Origin of the sequence: Cryobacterium gelidum, from assembly GCF_004403985.1 — a bacterium.
Lineage (GTDB): Bacteria > Actinomycetota > Actinomycetes > Actinomycetales > Microbacteriaceae > Cryobacterium > Cryobacterium gelidum.
Genome location: NZ_SOHL01000003.1, coordinates 424,397 through 441,901, shown reverse-complemented (window position 1 = coordinate 441,901; position 17,505 = coordinate 424,397). Strand labels below are relative to the sequence as shown.

Sequence of the window (17,505 nt, the reverse complement as noted above, 5' to 3'; positions counted from 1 at the left end):
CTACGTCGGGCTAGGCTAGATCACCGTGACGGATGCACCGATTGGTATTTTCGATTCCGGAGTGGGCGGCTTGACCGTCGCCCGGGCGATCAAGGACCAGCTGCCGGGCGAATCCATTCTCTATATCGGCGATACTGCACACTCGCCGTACGGGCCGAAGAAGATCGCCGACGTGCGTGGCTTCGCCCTCGACGTGCTTGACGACCTTGTGGCGCAAGACGTGAAACTGCTCGTGATCGCCTGCAACACGGCGTCGGCAGCGATGCTGCGGGATGCCCGCGAACGCTACAGCGTGCCCGTGATCGAGGTGATCCAACCGGCTGTGCGCCGCGCTGTCTCAACCACCCGCAACCAGCGGGTGGGGGTCATTGGCACCCTGGGCACCGTCAATTCCCGGGCCTACAATGACGCCTTCGCTGCCGCGCCCCAGATCAGTCTCTTCAGCCAGGCCTGCCCACGCTTCGTCGAGTTCGTGGAGGCCGGCGTTACGACCGGATCCGAGGTGCTCGAAGTCGCCGAGGAATACCTCGCACCGCTGCGCGCCGCTCAGGTCGACACCCTCGTGCTCGGCTGCACCCATTATCCATTTCTGCGCGGCGCGATCTCGTACGTGATGGGCGAGGGCGTCACCCTGGTGTCAAGCGACACCGAAACCGCCAATGACGTCTATCGGGTCTTGGTGAGCCAGGGCCTGGAACGCGCAAGCACGAGCCCTCCCAGCTACCGTTACGAGGCCACCGGCGACAGCGCCGAGGACTTTCTGGCCCTCGCCCATCGTCTGATCGGACCCGAAATCAGCCGCGTCGACCTGATCGAGACCGGCACGCTCAACCTGAGCGCGTTGGCTACACCCCCGCTTTTCACCGGAACCGCCACCGGGGCCCGAACCACTAGGAGTACACCGTGACCGAAATCCTGCGCGCCGACGGGCGCACCAACGACGAGCTTCGCCCGATCACGATCGAGCGCGGCTGGAGTGACCAGGCCGAGGGCTCGGCATTGATCTCCTACGGAGGCACCAGGGTGCTCTGCACGGCGTCGTTCACCAACGGCGTCCCTCGGTGGATGAGCGGCAAGGGTAAGGGCTGGGTCACCGCCGAATACTCGATGCTGCCGCGTTCGACCAATAGCCGCATGGACCGGGAATCGGTCAAGGGTAAGATCGGCGGCCGCACCCACGAGATCAGCCGCCTGATCGGTCGCAGCCTGCGCGCGGTCGTCGATATGAAGGCGCTCGGCGAGAACACGCTCGTGCTCGACTGCGACGTGCTGCAAGCCGACGGTGGAACCCGTACCGCGGCCATCACCGGCGCCTATGTGGCCCTCGCCGACGCCCTGGAGTGGGGGCGCGCCAAGAAATTCATCTCCCAGAAGGCGCAACCGCTCACCGACAGCGTCTCGGCCGTGTCCGTCGGCATCATCGGCGGAGTTCCCATGCTTGATCTCGCCTACACCGAAGACGTGCGCGCCGACACCGATATGAACGTCGTCGTCACCGGTCGCGGCAAGTTCGTCGAGGTGCAGGGCACCGCCGAAGCGGCACCGTTCGACCGCAGCGAGCTCGACACGCTGCTCGACCTCGCCCTCCAGGGGGCCGTCAGTCTGACCGAGTTCCAGACCAGCGCGTTGGAGCGCTGAGCGGTGCAGCTCGTTCTCGCCACGCACAACGCCCACAAGGTTGAGGAGTTGCGGCGCATCCTGGCCCCTCAGCTGCCCGGCATCGAGGTGCTTGCCTACGACGGCCCCGAACCTGTCGAGGACGGTGTCAGTTTCACCGAAAATGCCCTGATCAAGGCGCGCGCCGCTGCGGCTCATACCGGGTTGCCGGCGATCGCCGACGACTCGGGCATCTGCGTCGACATTCTCGGAGGGGCTCCTGGAATCTTCTCGGCACGCTGGTCGGGACCGGCCAAGGACGCCGGCGAGAACCTGCGCCTACTGCTCTGGCAGCTCAGCGACGTTGCCGAGCAGCACCGCGACGCCCACTTCACCTGTGTCGCGGCTCTCGCCTTGCCCGACGGCACCGAGCGGGCCGTCACCGGCGAATGGCCGGGACAGCTTCTGTTCGAACCGACCGGTGCCAACGGTTTCGGTTACGACCCGATCTTTCTCCCCGACGGCTACGCCATCTCGGCAGCCGAGCTCTCGGCACACGTCAAGAACCAGGTCAGCCATCGGGCGATCGCGTTCGACGCGCTCGTCCCGGTGCTGCGAGAGGTGCTCGGCGTCTGACTTTGGGGATGCTGAGAACGGCATTCATTCCCAACTAGCCGGTCGGCTGGCAAGCGGCGCGCTACAGGCCTAACGTTGCGCCATGGGCCACGACCACGAGCACGGCACCGGATCGAACCGGAGACGATTGTCGATCGCCATCGGCATCGTGGCATCCGTGCTGCTGGTCGAAGTGATCGGAGCATGGCTCACCGGCTCGCTTGCCCTGCTCGCTGATGCCGGGCATATGCTGTCCGATCTGTTCGGCCTCAGCGTTGCGCTGGTCGCGACCGTGGTCGCGGCCCGGCCGCCGACCGACCGGGCCACCTTTGGGTTTCAACGCGCCGAGGTGTTCGGGGCGCTCATCAACGGATTGATCCTGATCGGTGTGGCCAGTGTGGTCTCCGCCCTGGCCATCGCCCGGTTGATCAGCCCGTCGGGCACCGCGGTGCTCGGCACGCCGATGCTCGTCGTCGCCATTATCGGACTGGCCGCCAACGTGGCCGCGATGGTATTGCTGCGCCCGGCTGCTACCGGGTCAATCAACATGCGCGGCGCGTACCTCGAGGTGCTCGGCGACGCTCTGGGATCGGTCGCGGTTATCGTGGCCGCCATCATTATTCTGACCACCGGCTTTGCCCAAGCGGATGCCATCGCCTCGCTCGTCATCGCCGGAATGATCTTGCCGCGCGCCTACTTTTTGCTGCGCGACGTCGTGCGGGTGTTCAGCCAGTCGACCCCGGCCGACACCGACGTGAGCGAAATTCGACGCCACCTGCTCGCCACGGCGGGGGTGGTCGCCGTGCACGACGTCCACGTCTGGGCGATCACGAGCGGTGCCCATGTGTTCACCGCCCACATCGTCGTCGAGCCCAACGTGCTCGCTGCCGGTACCGACGCTCTGCTCGATGAGCTGTCGGGATGCCTCGCCGTGCACTTCGACGTGGCCCACTCAACTTTTCAGCTCGAACCAGCCGAGCATGCCGAGCACGAAGACCAGCAGCATCGCTGAGCTGATCAGACCTCGTGACGACCATTGTGATTGGTCTTGAACGTGTCCGGATCGAGCAGGTGGCTGCTCGGCGCGGTGGTCGGCTGGCCGCGCAGGCGACGGGCTTTCAGCATCGACTGCACGTAGTGATACACCGTGGGAATGAGGGTGACGACGACCGCGCCGAGCAGGATGAGGTCGATGTACTTCGTGACGAATTCGGCCACCGGTGGAATGTAGCCGAGAAAGTACCCGCCGAAGGTCAGGCCGGTACCCCAGAGCAGAGCACCGATGAGGTTGTACAGGGTGTACTTGCGGTAGTCCATGTGGCCGACGCCGGCGGCGACCGGTGCGAAGGTGCGCACAATCGGCACGAACCTGGCCACGATGACGGCGACGCCACCGAATCGAACGAAGAAGGCATTGGTGCGGTCGACGTTCTTGATGCTGAACAGGCCGGATTCCTTGCGCTCGAAGACGCGGGGACCAAATTTATGCCCGATCAGGTAGCCGACTTCACCGCCCAGAAAAGCGGCAAACCCAATAGCCAGGGCCACCCACCAGATGTCGATCTGGATCACGCCGGCGGCGGGGAACGCGAGCAGGCCGGTGATGATGAGGAGGGTATCGCCCGGCAGCAGAAATCCGACCAACAGGCCGGTTTCGGCAAAGACGATCGCACAGACGACGAGCAACGCCCACGGGCCGGCCGATTCAATGATCTGGGTCGGGTCGAGCCAAGGAATCAGAGCGGTGTGAATCACGCGGGTGTGCTCCAGTCGGCGGCGGGCAGACGTTCGGGTAACGACGGCGGATACCGAGACACAGGGTATCGCTTTATGGTGAGAATGCTCCGCCGATTACCCCCTGAAACAGGGGGGTTTGGTCGATTGTGGCCCTGGTTTCGCGACCGTCAATGGCGGCGTGCGCTCAACGCTGCTGAAACCTGCTCCATGTGCGGGAGAGGGGACTTGAACCCCCACGCTCGAAAGCACAGGAACCTAAATCCTGCGTGTCTGCCAATTCCACCACTCCCGCGGGTGTGGCCCCAGTCTAGTTGGGTTGATCATCGTCGGGAGCGCTAGCTGGGGTGTCGTGGCCGCGCAGCGCGGTCGCGTAGGACGCCATTTGAGCGCGAAGCGCACCCACGAGCGCCGCCACCGCCGGCAGTCGCAGCGATTCGGCGCGCACGACCATCCAGTATGAAAGTCGTTCCTGAAATTGCTCCGGCAGCAGACGCACCAAATCGGCGTGCTGATCGGCCATGAAACACGGCAGAAAGCCGATTCCGGCGCCGGCGCGGGTGCCCTCGACGTGCACGAAGACGTTGGTGGAACTCAGCGACTCCCGCATCTCTGGCACGAGTCGTCGGGGGGCGTCAAGGTCGTCGACCTGCAGCATCGAATCCACAAAATAGACGAGCGGATGCTGAGTCAGCTCGGCAATGCTCCGGGGCGTTCCGTGCGTCTGCAGATAGAGACGGGAGGCGTACATGCCCAGGTTGTAATAGCCGAGCAGAATCGACTCCGCCCGGTGCACTTGCGGCTCGCCAACGACCACTTCGATGTCCAGCCCGGAACGGTGCTGCAGGGCACGTCGGGTGACGGTGACGATTTCGACCCGCAGCAGCGGATGTTGTCGCTGGAGGCCGGCGACAGCGGGGGCGGCGATGTAGGCACTGAAGCCGTCCGTCGCCGACATGCGCACCACGCCGGCAATCTGCTGTGCTTCAGCGGCGGAACCGCGCAGCAAAGCGACGGCGGATTCCACCCCCTCCGCCGCGGTGCGGGCGCGTTCCCCGAGTTCGGTCAGTTCCCAACCAGCCACGGCATGGGCCAGGAGACGACCGTCCAGGGCTTTTTCGAGGGCGGTGATGCGCCGCGACACCGTGGTGTGGTTGAGCCCGAGGCTCTCGGCCGCGGTCGTGAATCGACCGGTGCGGGCGACGGCCAACAGGATGAGGAGATCATCGGGATTGGGGGCGGTGCCAGCCAGCTGAGAGGTCATATCTGCAATTATGCACACGTGCTCTGTCGTTTTGGTTCTTGTTGCCCGTTCGTCGTGCGGGAATACTCAATCAGGTCGTGTTTCTCTAGAGACGACCAAGCTTTTCCCTAGTACTCAGGCCAACGACGTGTCATCGACGACACAAAGGAGATAGACAATGAGTGTCAATCAACGCGTTGGGGCTGCCGATTCCGGCACGGCCACGCGCCTCGCCGGAAGCGAAACCGAAAAATCAGGTTTAAAGAAGATTGTCGCCGCTTCCATGGTGGGCACGGTCGTGGAATGGTACGAGTTCTTCTTGTACGCCACCGCCGCGAGCCTGGTCTTCGGCACGGTCTTCTTTCCGAACGCTGGCAGTGAGCTTGACGGCATCATTGCCGCCTTCCTCACGTATGCGGTGGGGTTCATCGCCCGGCCGCTCGGTGGCATCGTGTTCGGTCAGATCGGCGACAAGCTCGGCCGCAAGCACACCCTGCAGGTGACAATCATCATGGTCGGGGCAGCCACCTTCCTGATGGGCTGCCTGCCCGGTTTCGACACCATCGGCTACTGGGCACCGGCGCTCCTTGTGGCCCTGCGCTTCATTCAGGGTTTCGCCGTCGGTGGTGAGTGGGGCGGCGCTGTTCTTCTCGTTGCCGAGCACAGCCCGAACCAGTCCCGTGGCTTCTGGTCGAGCTGGCCGCAGGCCGCTGTTCCGGTGGGCAACTTACTCGCCACACTCGTACTACTCACCATGACCTGGATTCTCCCGCCCGAGCAGTTCCTCAGCTGGGGCTGGCGCGTGGCGTTCTGGCTGTCCGCAATCATCGTCGTGATCGGTTACTACATTCGTACCCACGTCAGTGAAGCCCCGATCTTTCTCGAGGCTCGCGCGCAGGTCGAGGCCGAGAAGGCTGTCAATTACGGGGTGCTCGAGGTTGTGCGCAAGTACCCCAAGGGCATCCTCGGAGCTATGGGACTGCGTTTTGCCGAGAACATTTTGTACTACATCATCGTGAGCTTCTCGATCGTCTACCTGAAAACGGTGCACGAGTACGACACCGGCCAGCTGTTGATTGCTCTGCTGATCGCGCATGTCGTGCACTTCATCGTGATTCCGCAGGTCGGTCGTCTCTCGGACCGCGTGGGGCGCAAGCCCGTGTATCTGGCCGGCGCCGTGCTCGGTGCTACCTGGGCGTTCTTTGCCTTCCCCATGTTTGACACCCTGAACCCTGTGCTCATCATCCTGGCCGTCACGGTCGGGTTGTGCTTCCACGCCCTGATGTACGCGGGCCAGCCCGCCATCATGAGCGAGATGTTCCCGACTCGCATGCGGTACTCGGGTGTGTCGCTCGGTTACCAGGTCACCTCGATCCTGGCCGGGTCGATGGCGCCGATCATCGCCGCCGCACTACTGCAGGAATACGGCACCTGGGTGCCCGTCGCGATCTACATCATGATCGCCTGCGCGATCACAGCGGTCGCTGTGGTCACCCTCAAGGAAACCAAGGGAGTATCGCTGCGCGAGGTCGACGCCGTGGATGCGCGCAAGCATGGGCTCGAGCCCGTCACCCAGAAGAACTGACCGGCTCGATCTGTCGGGGCAAGGCGGTGCCGTTGGTGCCCCGCCTCCCACCGCCCTGCTCGTGCAACAAGCGCGCAATCAAAGGAACAACATGACTGATCTCACCGACGCCGTTGGCGACACGCCTGTGCGCACCAGCGAACAGCCCCTCGCCGGGCGTCGAGCCCTCGTCACCGGCGGAGCGAGCGGAATCGGCGCCGCCGTGGTGCGGGCGCTCGCCGCCCGTGGCGCGCATGTCGTCGTCGCCGACATCGACACGGCCGGTGCCACCGCCCTGGCGGAGGAGATCGGGGGATCAGTCTGGACCGTCAACCTCATGGACACCGATACCCTCACCGACGATGCCCTCCGACTCGCGCTGGACGGCGTCGACATTCTGGTCAATAACGCAGGAATTCAGCGGATCAACCCGATCCAGGACTTCAAGCCGACCGATTTTCATAACATCCTCACGCTGATGTTGGAGGCGCCGTTCCTGCTGATTCGGGCAGTGCTACCGCAGATGTATGCGGCTAATTTTGGGCGCATCGTCAACGTGTCGTCGGTGCACGGCATTCGCGCCTCACCGTTCAAGAGCGCCTACGTGGCGGCCAAACATGGACTGGAAGGCCTGTCCAAGGTCACCGCTCTCGAAGGGGGAATCCACGGCGTCACGAGCAATTGTGTGGCTCCCGGTTATGTGCGAACGCCCCTGGTCGAAAAGCAGATCACCGACCAGGCGCTCGTGCACGGAATTCCGGAGGCTGAGGTACTGAGCAAGATCATGCTCACCGAGAGCGCGATCAAGCGTCTGGTCGAACCGGACGAGGTGGGGTCGCTCGTGGCCTGGCTCGCCTCCGACGACGCCGCTATGGTCACCGGGTCGAGCTACACGATGGACGGCGGCTGGTCGGCCCGCTGACGTTGGGTCGGGCGGGCTGGCAGGCTGGGTCGGTCGGGCGAGCCGGGTCGGGCACGGATGGCCGCGACGGATGCCGAGGCATCCGCCGCCGCCATTTTTGCTGTTCAGGGCACCGAAAAACAAGCCCTGTGGAGAACTTGCACAAAGAACTGTGAATGAGGCCATCATTCGGGGATGACCGAAGCCGTTCGTATCATTACAGAGCAAGTTCGACTACGGGTGCGCCGCGAGGGCGTTGACCTGTCAGCCAACAACGCGTTGGTGGAGCAGTATGTGCGCGACGAACTGCGTCGTTACAGCGAGCGGGCGCTCGGCGGGTTCGCGCCGATGATCGCCGACGAGCACCAGGCCACCCGCGAGGTTGTGGCGGCGCTCACCGGTTTCGGCGTGCTGCAGCCTTTTCTTGACGACCCCGACATCGAGGAGATCTGGATCAATGGCCCAGCCCGGGTGTTCGTGGCGCGCGACGGGGTTCCCGAGCTGACGACGCTGCTGCTCAGAGAGCAAGACGTGCGCGATCTGGTCGAGCGGATGTTGCAGGCCTCCGGTCGCCGGGTCGACCTCTCGTCACCGTTCGTCGATGCCTCGTTGCCGGATGGTTCCCGGCTGCACGTGGTGATTCCGGATATCACGCGCAAGCACTGGGCGGTGAACATTCGCAAATTCACTCGACGCATCCGCGAGCTCAACCAACTGGTCGGGCTCGGCGCGCTCACCCAGCAGGCCGCCGATTTTCTGCGAATCTGCGTACTCGGCGGGCAGAACATTCTGGTGTCCGGCGCCACTCAGACCGGCAAAACGACGATGCTGAACGCTCTGCTCTCATCCACGCGTCCGGGCGAACGCATCGTGACCGTGGAGGAGACTTTCGAACTGGACCTGTCGGCCCGCGACGTGGTCGCGATGCAGTGCCGACAGCCAAGCCTGGAGGGGACCGGGGAGATCACCCTGCGCCGGCTGATCAAGGAGTCGCTGAGGATGCGTCCCGACCGGCTGGTGGTCGGCGAGGTTCGCGAGGCGGAAAGTCTCGACCTGCTGATTGCGCTGAATAGTGGACTGCCCGGCATGTGTTCGATTCATGCCAATAGTGCACGGGATGCGCTCGCGAAACTCTCGACCCTGCCGCTGCTTGCCGGCCGCAATATTGACTCGTCGTTCGTGCTGCCGACCGTGGCGGGCTGCATCGACATTGTGGTGCACTGCGAGATCGATCGGCATGGCCGCCGACGGGTCACCGAAATCATCGCGCCGAGCGGCCAGCTGGCAGGCTCGACCATCGAGGCGAGCCCGCTGTTTCTCTCCCCGCACGGACACCTCGAACCAACCGGTTCGCACCCTACCAAGCTCGCCAAGTTTCGAGCTGCCGGCGTCGACCCGGCGCAGGTGTTGCGGCAGGGGGCCGCATGACGCTCGTGCTGGGGTGCCTGCTTGGCAGCGGACTCGTGCTGGTACTTGCACCATTCCTCTGGCCGGCCGGGTCCGTTGCCGAGCGTACGCGCGTGGGTGCGCGGATGCGGGTGCGCCTGGTTCAGGGCGGGCTGCGGTCGGTGCCAGTGCCGGCGTTCCTGGCGCTGTCGGCGATCGTGGGTGTGGCATCCGCTGCCCTCGTGCACGGAATCTTCGCGGTGCTCGCGCTCAGCGCTGTCGCCGGCCTGGCCGGGCTGCTGCTGCCGTGGTTGATCGTGTCGTGGCGGGCTGCGGCGCGGCGCCGGGCTAATCGCACGGTGTGGCCCGACGTTGTCGACCATCTGGTGTCGGCGCTCCGCTCCGGGCTGGCGTTGCCAGACAGCGTGAGCAGCCTCGCCCAGGCCGGGCCGCCCGCGACCCGCATCGCGTTCGCGCAGTTCGAGCGTGAATACCGCGCCACCGGCAATTTCAGCTATTGCGTCGACGAGCTTAAACGATCCCTCGCCGACCCGGTCTCCGATCGTATTCTGGAGACCTTGCGGATGGCACGGGAGGTCGGCGGGAGCGATCTCACGATCGTGCTGCGCAGCCTCGCTGCCTGGCTGCGACAGGATGCCGCGGTGCGGCTCGAAGTGGAAGCCCGCCAGTCGTGGGTGGTGAACGCGGCCCGGCTGGGCGTTGCGGCGCCGTGGATCATCCTGATTCTACTCGCCTCCCGGCCGGAAGCCGCCATTGCCTACAACTCGCCGGCCGGCGTCGTCGTGATCGCGAGCGGCCTGGCCCTGTCGATCGTTGCCTATCGCGTCATGATTGCCTTGGGTCGTCTGCCGGAGGAACGCCGATGGTTCGCCTAGACATCAACCTGTGCATAACTCTGACGTGTTTCGTCGCTATGCGTCACTATTCACGCATGACCCCCATGAGTGTTCTGAAGTCGTGGGACCGATGAGCGCCGCGTTGGGCTGGGCCGTGTTGTGCGGAAGTGGCCTCGGCGTGGGGTTGTGGTCGCTCGTGAGCTTGACACCGCGGCTGACCCGGCCCCGCCTGATCGACCGGGTGGTGCCCTACATCCTTGACATTTCCCCGGAAGCGCGCCGCATCGTCGCCCGGCGAACGGTGAATCCGATTCCCGTGCTGGGCGGCCTATTCGCGCCGATGTTCGGTGCGCTCACCCGCGGGCTGTCGAGTCTGCTCGGTGGCAGCGACACCATTGCGCGTCGTCTGCACCAGGCCGGGTCGGTGAAGACGGTCGAGGAGTTTCGCTCCGTGCAGCTCGTCTGGGCGTTGCTGGCCTTTGCCGCCGGAACAGTGATCACCATCGTCGCCCTATCCGAGCTGTTACTGCCTGCACGTCTGTCCGTGCCGTTCGTGGCCGCGGTCGGGGGCGCCATGCTGCGGGATTGGCTGCTCCAGCGTGCAGCCACCGCCCGGCTGGCACGCATGCGAAGCGAACTGCCGACCGTCCTCGAATTCCTCACCTTGTCCCTATCGGCCGGAGAAGGCATCCTGGACTCCATCCGACGCGTATCGCGGACGAGTTCGGGGGAGTTATCGCGAGAATTCGCCGGGGTGGTCGCGGAGGTGCATACCGGGGTTCCGATCGCATCGGCGTTGCAGGCCCTGTCGCGGAGTATCCAGTTGCCGGAGGTGACCCGGTTTGTGGACCAGGTCACGGGCGCACTGGATCGGGGGTCGCCGCTGGCCGAGGTGTTGCGGGCGCAAGCGCAGGATTCCCGCGACCAGACCAAGCGCACGCTGCTCGAGCTGGCCGGCAAGAAAGAAGTCGCGATGCTCGTGCCATTGGTCTTTTTGATTCTGCCGATGACCGTACTGTTCGCTGTTTTTCCAGGGCTCGTTGTGCTTCAGGCCGGGTTCTGACGCACCACCGCACCACCGCACCACTGCACCACTGCACCGCTGTACTGCCTTCGCACCGTCCGCGCTCAAGCTCACGAGAAAAGGGAATGCCATGAACGGATTCACGCTCCGCCTCCGCAGTCTGGTCCGCGATGAAACGGGTGACGTCCCCGGTTGGGTGCTGATCACGCTGATGACGGCCGGTCTGGTTTTGATTATCTGGGGACTCGCGGGCCCCGCCCTCAGCGGAGTGTTCCAGCAGGCCATGGATCGCGTCAGCAGTTTCTGACCGGGCGGCATGTACGAGAGCTGCAAGCGGATGCGACACCGCAACTGGCTGCGCCCGAACAGGCTCCGAGACGAGTCGGGTTCCGCTGTGGCCGAATTTGTCATGGTGGTGTCGCTGCTGACCTTTCTGACGCTCATGGTCATGCAGCTGGCCCTCGCACTGCACATTCGCAATACCGTGCTCGACGCCGCCGCCGAGGGCGCACGCTATGCCGCGCTGGCGGACAGCAGCTTGCTCGCGGGAGCCCAACGCACGCGCGATCTCATCACGACGGCCATTGGAATGACCTACGCCACCGATGTCGTGGCGAAATACGGCGTGAGTTCCGGGTACACCACCGTTGAAGTGCGGGTGATCGCGCCGCTGCCGCTCATGGGGTTGCTCGGCGCCCCGCGTGGGTTGGAGGTGGTCGCTCATGCTGCGGTCGAATCGCTGGGGTAGGGGCAGCGCTCGCGCCGGGCTGCGCGATGGGGAGGCTGGCTCGGCGTCGCTCGAGTTCATCACGGCGGGCATGATTCTGCTGGTTCCACTGGTCTACCTGGTGCTCGCGCTGTCGGCCTTGCAGGGCGGTGCACTCGCGGTGGAGGGCGCCGCGCGGCAGGCGGCCCGGGTATACGTGCAGTCCCCGGATGAGGTCACAGCCACGGTGCGGGCTCGCCGGGCCGTCGCGTTCGCGCTCGAGGACTACGGTCTGGACCCGGGCGATGCCGAGGTGCAGATCGAGTGCGCTGGTGCTGCGAGTCGCTGTCTGATCCGCCAGGGGCTCGTGACGGTCACCGTGCGCATTGGCATTTCACTTCCGCTGGTACCCGACCTGCTCGCGCTGAAGCAGAACGCGAGTGTGCCGATGACGGCGTCGTCGACGCAGATCGTGTCCCGGTTTGGAGAGCTCGGATGACCATGCGCTTTTCGCACTCGTCGAACGAAGACGGGTCCACATTGCTGCTCACTATTTTCTATGGCTTTCTGGCCTTGAGCCTGGTGCTCGTAGCCCTGTCTGCGACGTCGCTCTATCTCGAACACAAACGGTTGCTGAGCCTCGCCGACGGGGCGTCGCTCGCCGGGTCTGAAGCGTTCACCCTCGATGCGGTCCAGCTCGGCATCGTTGGACCTCGGCCACAATTGCGATCGGACGCGGTCTCAGCGGCAGTGGACGAGTACCTGCGCCTCGTTCCGCACGACTCGTTCGAGGCGCTCGCCGTGACGAGTGCGGCATCAGCAGATGGGCAGAGTGCGTCGGTGACGTTGCGCTCGTGGTGGCGCCCGCCCGTGCTCACCCTCGTGGTCCCTGATGGTGTACCGCTCGAGGTGACGGTGGTATCCCGGGCGGTGTTTCACTAGCGCCGATTTCAGCAGCATCGGTTACACAGATTCACCCCTCGAAGCCTGGGTGCGCCAGGGTGGTTCGGGGCTGGGGGTGTTGGCGCGGTGGGTGCGGGCGGGTCGCCAGGTTTGGGTCGGGTCCCAGAGCAGTGGCCCGCGTATCTGGGGTCGGCCGTTGACCATGCGGATCTTCCACCCACTCGTGTCGATGGTGTGGTGGTGGTACCAGCATAAAAGGGTGCCGTTGTCGATGTTGGTGGGTCCGTTCTGCTGCCAGGGGGTGACGTGGTGCACCTCACACCAGCGGGCCGGGATGGTGCAGCCGGGAATGATGCACCCCTCATCGCGGGCGGCGATCGCCGCGCGTTGCTTGGGGGTGAAGCAGCGGATGGTGTTGCCGAGGTAGAGCACGTTGCCGTCGTCGCCGAGCAGTACTTGTTGATACCCACCGGCGCAGATGAGTTCGCTCACGCGGCGGAAGCTGAGGGGGGCGTCGATGCCGTCGATCCAGCCGACGCCGCGGCCGCGTTCGAGGTCGACCGCGTTGATGTGCACCGTGACGGTGGGGGCGGCGCCGCCCATGGTGGGGGTGTGGGGGTCGCGGGCGGCGGATTCGAAGATGGTGCGGAGGATGTCGGCGCGTTTCTCCCCGCCGGTGCGACGGTCGCCGTCGAATCTGGCGTCGCCCGTGAACGGGTCGGCACTGAAAGGTTCAGCGTTGGAGATGCTCTCGCCCGCGTCGATGCGGGCTTGCGTATCGGCATCAGGCTCGCCGTTGAGCAGTTCGGTTGGCAGAAACCTGGGTGTGGTCGACCGTGCCGACAGGTAGGTGTCGAACAGGGTGTCCATGATGCCGCGGAGCTCGGGGGTGACGTCGGCGCGCAGCGGGTAGAGCCCGNGCCGCGGAGCTCGGGGGTGACGTCGGCGCGCAGCGGGTAGAGCCCATTGCGGAGCAGCCCGAACGTGAGGGTGCTTGTCGCTTCGACGGCGTCGTCATTGGGGGCGGTGCCGTCAGGGTCGAGGCGCCCTTGCCACTCCAGGGCTTGGGCCCGCAGCAGGTCGGGCGCGAAGCGGATCCCCGCGCCGGGTAGCCCGGCGGTCTCTGGGGTGATGGCGCCGGTCGCCGAGGCGACGAGGGCGCGTTCGACCCGGTCAAGGTCGTCCTGCCCGACCCGGCCGTGCAGGCCGGTGAGGGTGGTGGCGATGATCTCCGCCGACTCCAGCCCGAGGTCGCCACTGATCAGGCCGTCGGCAATGACCGGATACCGGGCAGGCACCGGCAAGCCAAGCGGCGTGCGTTCCACCGCGGTCTCGCCAAGCTTGAGGCGGCGTGTGGCTTCGCGGGCGGAGATGCCGGCGAGGTGGCTGATGAAATCGACCCGGTTGCGGCATCCGTTCCTGTAGGCGAGCGACCCGGTGCCGAGGTCGGTCTCGGCACGCGCACCAATGTCGGTGGTGGCTCGGAGCCTGGCCCCATCAACCTTGCGACCGAGAGCTTCCAAGGCCGCCATTACCGCGATGGCTTCGGCGTCGTCGAGGTGACCAAACCGCACCCCATCTAACGCCCCAGCCAGAATCGCACCAGCTTGCGCAATCGCCGCCACCCAGGAAACCTCGGGTTCCGGCACGGAGCCGGCTGCGGCGGGCGGGGCGGTGAGGGTCATGGCGGCGGTGCCTTCTTCACCCACAAGTTTACCCCAAACCACACTAATACGCGAGAGAGACTCAGTTAAATGCTGATGTTTTATAAGAGTTGTCTACGGAGCGCGAAGGCGGGCAGACGGTGTGCTTCACACTCGAGACGCGATCATTTTTCTCGCTCTCGCTCCGTGTCGAGCCATTGCATATGCGCAACCTGTGACCGATATTTCAGGACCCGTCGTCGCCGGCCCGACCCGAGCCTGCATCAATACTCGGGTGGGGGAGCGTTCGGCGGCGCCCGCGTAAGGTAGACGGGTGCCTACACGTCTCTCCAACTACTTTCTCCGTACTCTCCGCGAAGACCCCTCCGACGCCGAAGTGACCAGCCACCGCCTGCTCGTGCGGGCCGGCTACATCCGTCGTCAGGCGCCGGGTATTTTCGCCTGGCTGCCGCTCGGCTTGCGGGTGAAGGCCAAGGTGGAGCGCATCATCCGTGAGGAGATGCAGGCCGCCGGAGCGCACGAGGTGCACTTTCCCGCCCTGCTGCCACGCGAACCCTACGAGGTGACCGGCCGCTGGGACGAATACGGCGAGGGATTGTTTCGCCTGAAAGACCGCAAGGGCTCCGATATGCTGCTCGCGCCGACCCACGAAGAGGTCTTCGCGCTGCTGGTGAAAGACCTGTACAGCAGTTACAAAGACCTGCCGCTGTCGATTTATCAGATTCAGGACAAGTACCGCGATGAGGCCCGTTCGCGGGGCGGACTGCTGCGCGGCCGCGAGTTCACCATGAAGGACGCGTACTCCTTCGACTACACCGATGCCGGCCTCGACGTCAGCTATCAGTTGCAGCGCGACGCCTACGAGCGCATCTTCTCCCGATTCGGTCTCGACTATGAGATCGTGCAAGCGGATGCCGGCGCGATGGGTGGCTCCAAGAGTGAAGAGTTCCTGCACCCCACCTCCGTCGGCGAAGACACCTTCGTGCGCAGCAGCGGTGGCTATGCGGCCAACATCGAGGCGTTCCGCACCCTCGTACCGGCCGACAAAGATTTCACCGCTCTGCCCGCCGCGCAGGTCTTCGACACCCCGAACACCCCGACCATCCAGACGCTGGTCGACAAGGCCAACGCCGAACACCCCCGCCCCGACGGCCGGGTGTGGACGGCAGCCGACACGCTCAAAAACGTCGTGCTCGCGCTGACCAGCCTGGACGGCACGCGAGAACTCATCGCCATCGGCGTTCCTGGCGACCGCGAGGTCGACCTCAAACGCGTCGAGGTGGCATTCGCGCCGGCCGAGGTTGAGGCCGCCAACGAAGGCGACTTCGCCAAGAACCCCGGCCTGGTCAAGGGTTACATTGGCCCGTGGGGGCTCGGCGTCGATGAAACCCGTAGTGCGGTGCTCGGTGAAAAGTCGACCACCGGCATCCGTTTCCTGGTCGACCCGCGCGTGGTCGCCGGCACCGAGTGGATCACCGGCGCCAACGAAGCGGGCCGTCACGTGTTCGGCCTGGTCGCCGGCCGCGACTTCGCGATCGACGATGTGGTCGAGGCCTCCGATGTGCGCGCCGGCGACCCGGCCCCCGACGGGTCCGGCCCGGTCGAACTCATTCGTGGCATGGAAATCGGGCACGTTTTTCAGCTCGGCCGCAAGTACGCCGAGGTGCTCGGCCTCAAAGTTCTCGACGAGAACGGCAAGCTGGTCACGGTCACAATGGGCTCGTACGGCATCGGCGTCACCCGCATCCTCGCGGTCATCGCCGAACTCAACAACGATGCAAAGGGCCTGATCTGGCCCGAATCGGTCACTCCGTTCGATGTGCACGTGATCGCCACCGGCCGTGACGAAATCGTCTTCGACACGTCAGAGGCCGTTGTCGCGGCGATCGAGGCCACCAATCGTGAGGTGCTCTACGACGACCGCCGCAAGGTCTCGCCCGGCGTCAAGTTCGGCGACGCTGAACTCATCGGCGTGCCGTGGATCGTCATCGTCGGCCGCGGCGCCGCCGACGGCATCGTCGAACTGTGGAACCGCCGCACCGGCGACCGCGAGCAGGTCGACGTCGCCGACGTTGCCAAGCACTTCGTCTGAGAGCTGCCCGATTCGTTTGGAACGGATGCTGACCGACTGGCAGCATCCGTTCTGTTGCGACCCCGCCAGAACCAGCGAGGCACGGCTGAGTGGGTGACGGGGCGCCGCAGAGTCAGGTACCGTAGTATCCAGCCCGCTGCGCGGTTTCGCGGCGGCAAGATCTGAATAGAGGAGGCCGGCCATGGACATCGACCTCAGTGTTTTGCGGCTACTGGAGCGCGAAAAAGAGATTCCCTTTGAGGAACTCGTACAAATCATTGAACAGGCGATTCTGACCGCCTATGTCAAGCACATCCAGCAGGATGTGACCAAGCTTGAAGCTTCAAAGATTGCCGACGCCAATCATTCCAGTCAGGAAGTTCCCGAAGCGCGCGTCGTTCTCGACCGCAAGTCCGGGCACGTCGACATTTACATTCCCGAGCACGATGATGAGGGCAACGTCATCGGCGAGGCCGTCGACAACCCGACCGATTTCGGTCGAATCGCTGCCTTTGCCGCCAAGCAGGTCATCAACCAGCGTCTGCGCGACCTGGCCGACGACGCTGTGCTCGGTGAGTTCAAGGGCCGCGAGGGTGACATCGTTGCCGGAATCATCCAGCAGGGCCCCAACCCGCGCATGATTCACGTCGATCTCGGTACCATCGAAGCGATCATGCCCCCCGAGGAGCAGGTTCCCACCGAAAGCTATGTGCACGGCGCGCGCATTCGCGTGTTCGTCACTGCTGTCGGTCGCGGGCTCAAAGGCCCCCAGATCACCGTGTCGCGCACGCACCCGTCGCTCGTGCGTAAGCTCTTCGCACTCGAGGTGCCCGAGATCGCCAGCGGAGTCGTCGAGATCGTCTCGCTTGCCCGCGAAGCTGGCCACCGCACCAAGATCGCCGTGCGTGCGACCGAGCCCGGCGTCAATGCCAAGGGCGCCTGCATCGGCGAACTCGGCCAGCGCGTGCGCGCCGTGACCGTTGAGCTCAACAACGAGAAGATCGACATCGTCGACTTCTCGCCCGACCTCGCGACCTTCGTTGCGAGCGCCCTGTCGCCGGCCAAGGTGACGAGCGCCTACGTGATCGACGAGTCGATCAAGGCTGTGCGTGCCCTCGTGCCCGACTACCAGCTCTCGCTCGCGATCGGCAAAGAGGGGCAGAACGCCCGCCTCGCGGCCAAGCTGACCGGTGCGAAAATCGACATCCAGCCCGACAGCATTCTGGAGGATGCCGAATAGG

19 protein-coding genes and 1 tRNA gene are annotated in these 17,505 nt (G+C 64.9%); 16 read left to right on the top strand and 4 right to left on the bottom strand.

The features are described 5' to 3' along the window. Nucleotides 1-25 precede the first annotated feature (25 nt). The 4 genes from murI to E3T50_RS02225 all read left to right on the top strand — a co-directional run bounded on the left by murI (nucleotide 26) and on the right by E3T50_RS02225 (nucleotide 3,223). The gene (gene murI / locus E3T50_RS02240) at nucleotides 26-907 is read left to right on the top strand and encodes a glutamate racemase (RefSeq protein ID WP_134550351.1); all 882 of its coding nucleotides are present in this window, start codon (nucleotides 26-28) and stop codon (nucleotides 905-907) included. After that, a complete protein-coding gene (rph, locus tag E3T50_RS02235) occupies nucleotides 904-1,638 on the top strand; it encodes a ribonuclease PH (protein ID WP_134550350.1) in 735 nt (244 codons plus the stop codon). Before murI ends, rph begins: the two co-directional genes overlap by 4 nt. A gap of 3 nt (nucleotides 1,639-1,641) precedes the next feature. Further along, nucleotides 1,642-2,232 carry an RdgB/HAM1 family non-canonical purine NTP pyrophosphatase gene (gene rdgB / locus E3T50_RS02230; protein ID WP_134550349.1) on the top strand — a complete coding sequence of 197 codons (591 nt, stop codon included), beginning with the start codon at nucleotides 1,642-1,644 and terminating at the stop codon, nucleotides 2,230-2,232. A gap of 82 nt (nucleotides 2,233-2,314) precedes the next feature. Next, nucleotides 2,315-3,223 (top strand): cation diffusion facilitator family transporter, encoded by a 909-nt coding sequence (locus E3T50_RS02225; protein WP_134550348.1) that lies wholly within the window; start codon nucleotides 2,315-2,317, stop codon nucleotides 3,221-3,223. A 5-nt stretch (nucleotides 3,224-3,228) separates the two neighbouring features. On the opposite strand, the gene E3T50_RS02220 is transcribed toward E3T50_RS02225, so the two are convergent. The 3 genes from E3T50_RS02220 to E3T50_RS02210 all read right to left on the bottom strand — a co-directional run bounded on the left by E3T50_RS02220 (nucleotide 3,229) and on the right by E3T50_RS02210 (nucleotide 5,209). Then, the gene (locus E3T50_RS02220) at nucleotides 3,229-3,963 is read right to left on the bottom strand and encodes a DedA family protein (RefSeq protein ID WP_174722497.1); all 735 of its coding nucleotides are present in this window, start codon (nucleotides 3,961-3,963) and stop codon (nucleotides 3,229-3,231) included. 195 nt (nucleotides 3,964-4,158) lie between these two features. Continuing rightward, nucleotides 4,159-4,240 (bottom strand) — tRNA-Leu (locus E3T50_RS02215). 15 nt (nucleotides 4,241-4,255) lie between these two features. Continuing rightward, nucleotides 4,256-5,209, bottom strand: a complete 954-nt coding sequence (locus E3T50_RS02210) for a LysR family transcriptional regulator (RefSeq protein WP_134550347.1) — start codon at nucleotides 5,207-5,209, stop codon at nucleotides 4,256-4,258. A 157-nt stretch (nucleotides 5,210-5,366) separates the two neighbouring features. Between E3T50_RS02210 and E3T50_RS02205 the strand changes: the two genes are divergently transcribed. From E3T50_RS02205 to E3T50_RS02170, 9 genes are all read left to right on the top strand, one after another. Continuing rightward, entirely contained in the window at nucleotides 5,367-6,773 is a 1,407-nt protein-coding gene (locus E3T50_RS02205; RefSeq protein WP_134550346.1) for an MFS transporter, read from the top strand. Between the two features lie 91 nt (nucleotides 6,774-6,864). Next, nucleotides 6,865-7,674, top strand: coding sequence for a 3-hydroxybutyrate dehydrogenase (locus E3T50_RS02200; RefSeq protein ID WP_134550345.1), 810 nt, complete (start codon nucleotides 6,865-6,867; stop codon nucleotides 7,672-7,674). A 174-nt stretch (nucleotides 7,675-7,848) separates the two neighbouring features. Beyond that, nucleotides 7,849-9,081: a TadA family conjugal transfer-associated ATPase gene (locus E3T50_RS02195; RefSeq protein WP_134550344.1), complete on the top strand. Its 1,233-nt coding sequence runs from the start codon at nucleotides 7,849-7,851 to the stop codon at nucleotides 9,079-9,081. Next, complete coding sequence (locus E3T50_RS02190) at nucleotides 9,078-9,935, top strand: type II secretion system F family protein (protein ID WP_134550343.1); 858 nt, start codon at nucleotides 9,078-9,080, stop codon at nucleotides 9,933-9,935. The genes E3T50_RS02195 and E3T50_RS02190 overlap by 4 nt, the downstream gene beginning before the upstream one ends. 91 nt (nucleotides 9,936-10,026) lie before the next feature. Continuing rightward, complete coding sequence (locus E3T50_RS02185) at nucleotides 10,027-10,959, top strand: type II secretion system F family protein (protein WP_134550342.1); 933 nt, start codon at nucleotides 10,027-10,029, stop codon at nucleotides 10,957-10,959. Between the two features lie 91 nt (nucleotides 10,960-11,050). Next, on the top strand, nucleotides 11,051-11,227 hold the full coding sequence (locus tag E3T50_RS16095) for a hypothetical protein (RefSeq protein ID WP_166784175.1): 177 nt from the start codon (nucleotides 11,051-11,053) through the stop codon (nucleotides 11,225-11,227). An 87-nt stretch (nucleotides 11,228-11,314) separates the two neighbouring features. After that, nucleotides 11,315-11,668, top strand: coding sequence for a TadE/TadG family type IV pilus assembly protein (locus E3T50_RS02180; RefSeq protein ID WP_338145325.1), 354 nt, complete (start codon nucleotides 11,315-11,317; stop codon nucleotides 11,666-11,668). Continuing rightward, a complete protein-coding gene (locus E3T50_RS02175; RefSeq protein ID WP_134550341.1) occupies nucleotides 11,643-12,125 on the top strand; it encodes a hypothetical protein in 483 nt (160 codons plus the stop codon). Before E3T50_RS02180 ends, E3T50_RS02175 begins: the two co-directional genes overlap by 26 nt. After that, nucleotides 12,122-12,568, top strand: a complete 447-nt coding sequence (locus E3T50_RS02170; RefSeq protein ID WP_134550340.1) for a pilus assembly protein TadG-related protein — start codon at nucleotides 12,122-12,124, stop codon at nucleotides 12,566-12,568. The genes E3T50_RS02175 and E3T50_RS02170 overlap by 4 nt, the downstream gene beginning before the upstream one ends. 21 nt (nucleotides 12,569-12,589) lie before the next feature. On the opposite strand, the gene E3T50_RS02165 is transcribed toward E3T50_RS02170, so the two are convergent. Continuing rightward, nucleotides 12,590-13,399, bottom strand: a complete 810-nt coding sequence (locus E3T50_RS02165) for an HNH endonuclease signature motif containing protein (protein WP_134550339.1) — start codon at nucleotides 13,397-13,399, stop codon at nucleotides 12,590-12,592. Between the two features lie 329 nt (nucleotides 13,400-13,728). On the opposite strand from E3T50_RS02165, the gene E3T50_RS16500 reads away from it, so the two are divergent. From E3T50_RS16500 to nusA, 3 genes are all read left to right on the top strand, one after another. Beyond that, nucleotides 13,729-14,112, top strand: a complete 384-nt coding sequence (locus E3T50_RS16500; protein WP_241990696.1) for a hypothetical protein — start codon at nucleotides 13,729-13,731, stop codon at nucleotides 14,110-14,112. Between the two features lie 394 nt (nucleotides 14,113-14,506). After that, a complete protein-coding gene (locus E3T50_RS02155) occupies nucleotides 14,507-16,285 on the top strand; it encodes a proline--tRNA ligase (RefSeq protein WP_134550338.1) in 1,779 nt (592 codons plus the stop codon). A 181-nt stretch (nucleotides 16,286-16,466) separates the two neighbouring features. Continuing rightward, a complete protein-coding gene (gene nusA, locus E3T50_RS02150; protein ID WP_134463946.1) occupies nucleotides 16,467-17,504 on the top strand; it encodes a transcription termination factor NusA in 1,038 nt (345 codons plus the stop codon). The last annotated feature ends 1 nt before the right edge of the window (nucleotide 17,505 follow it).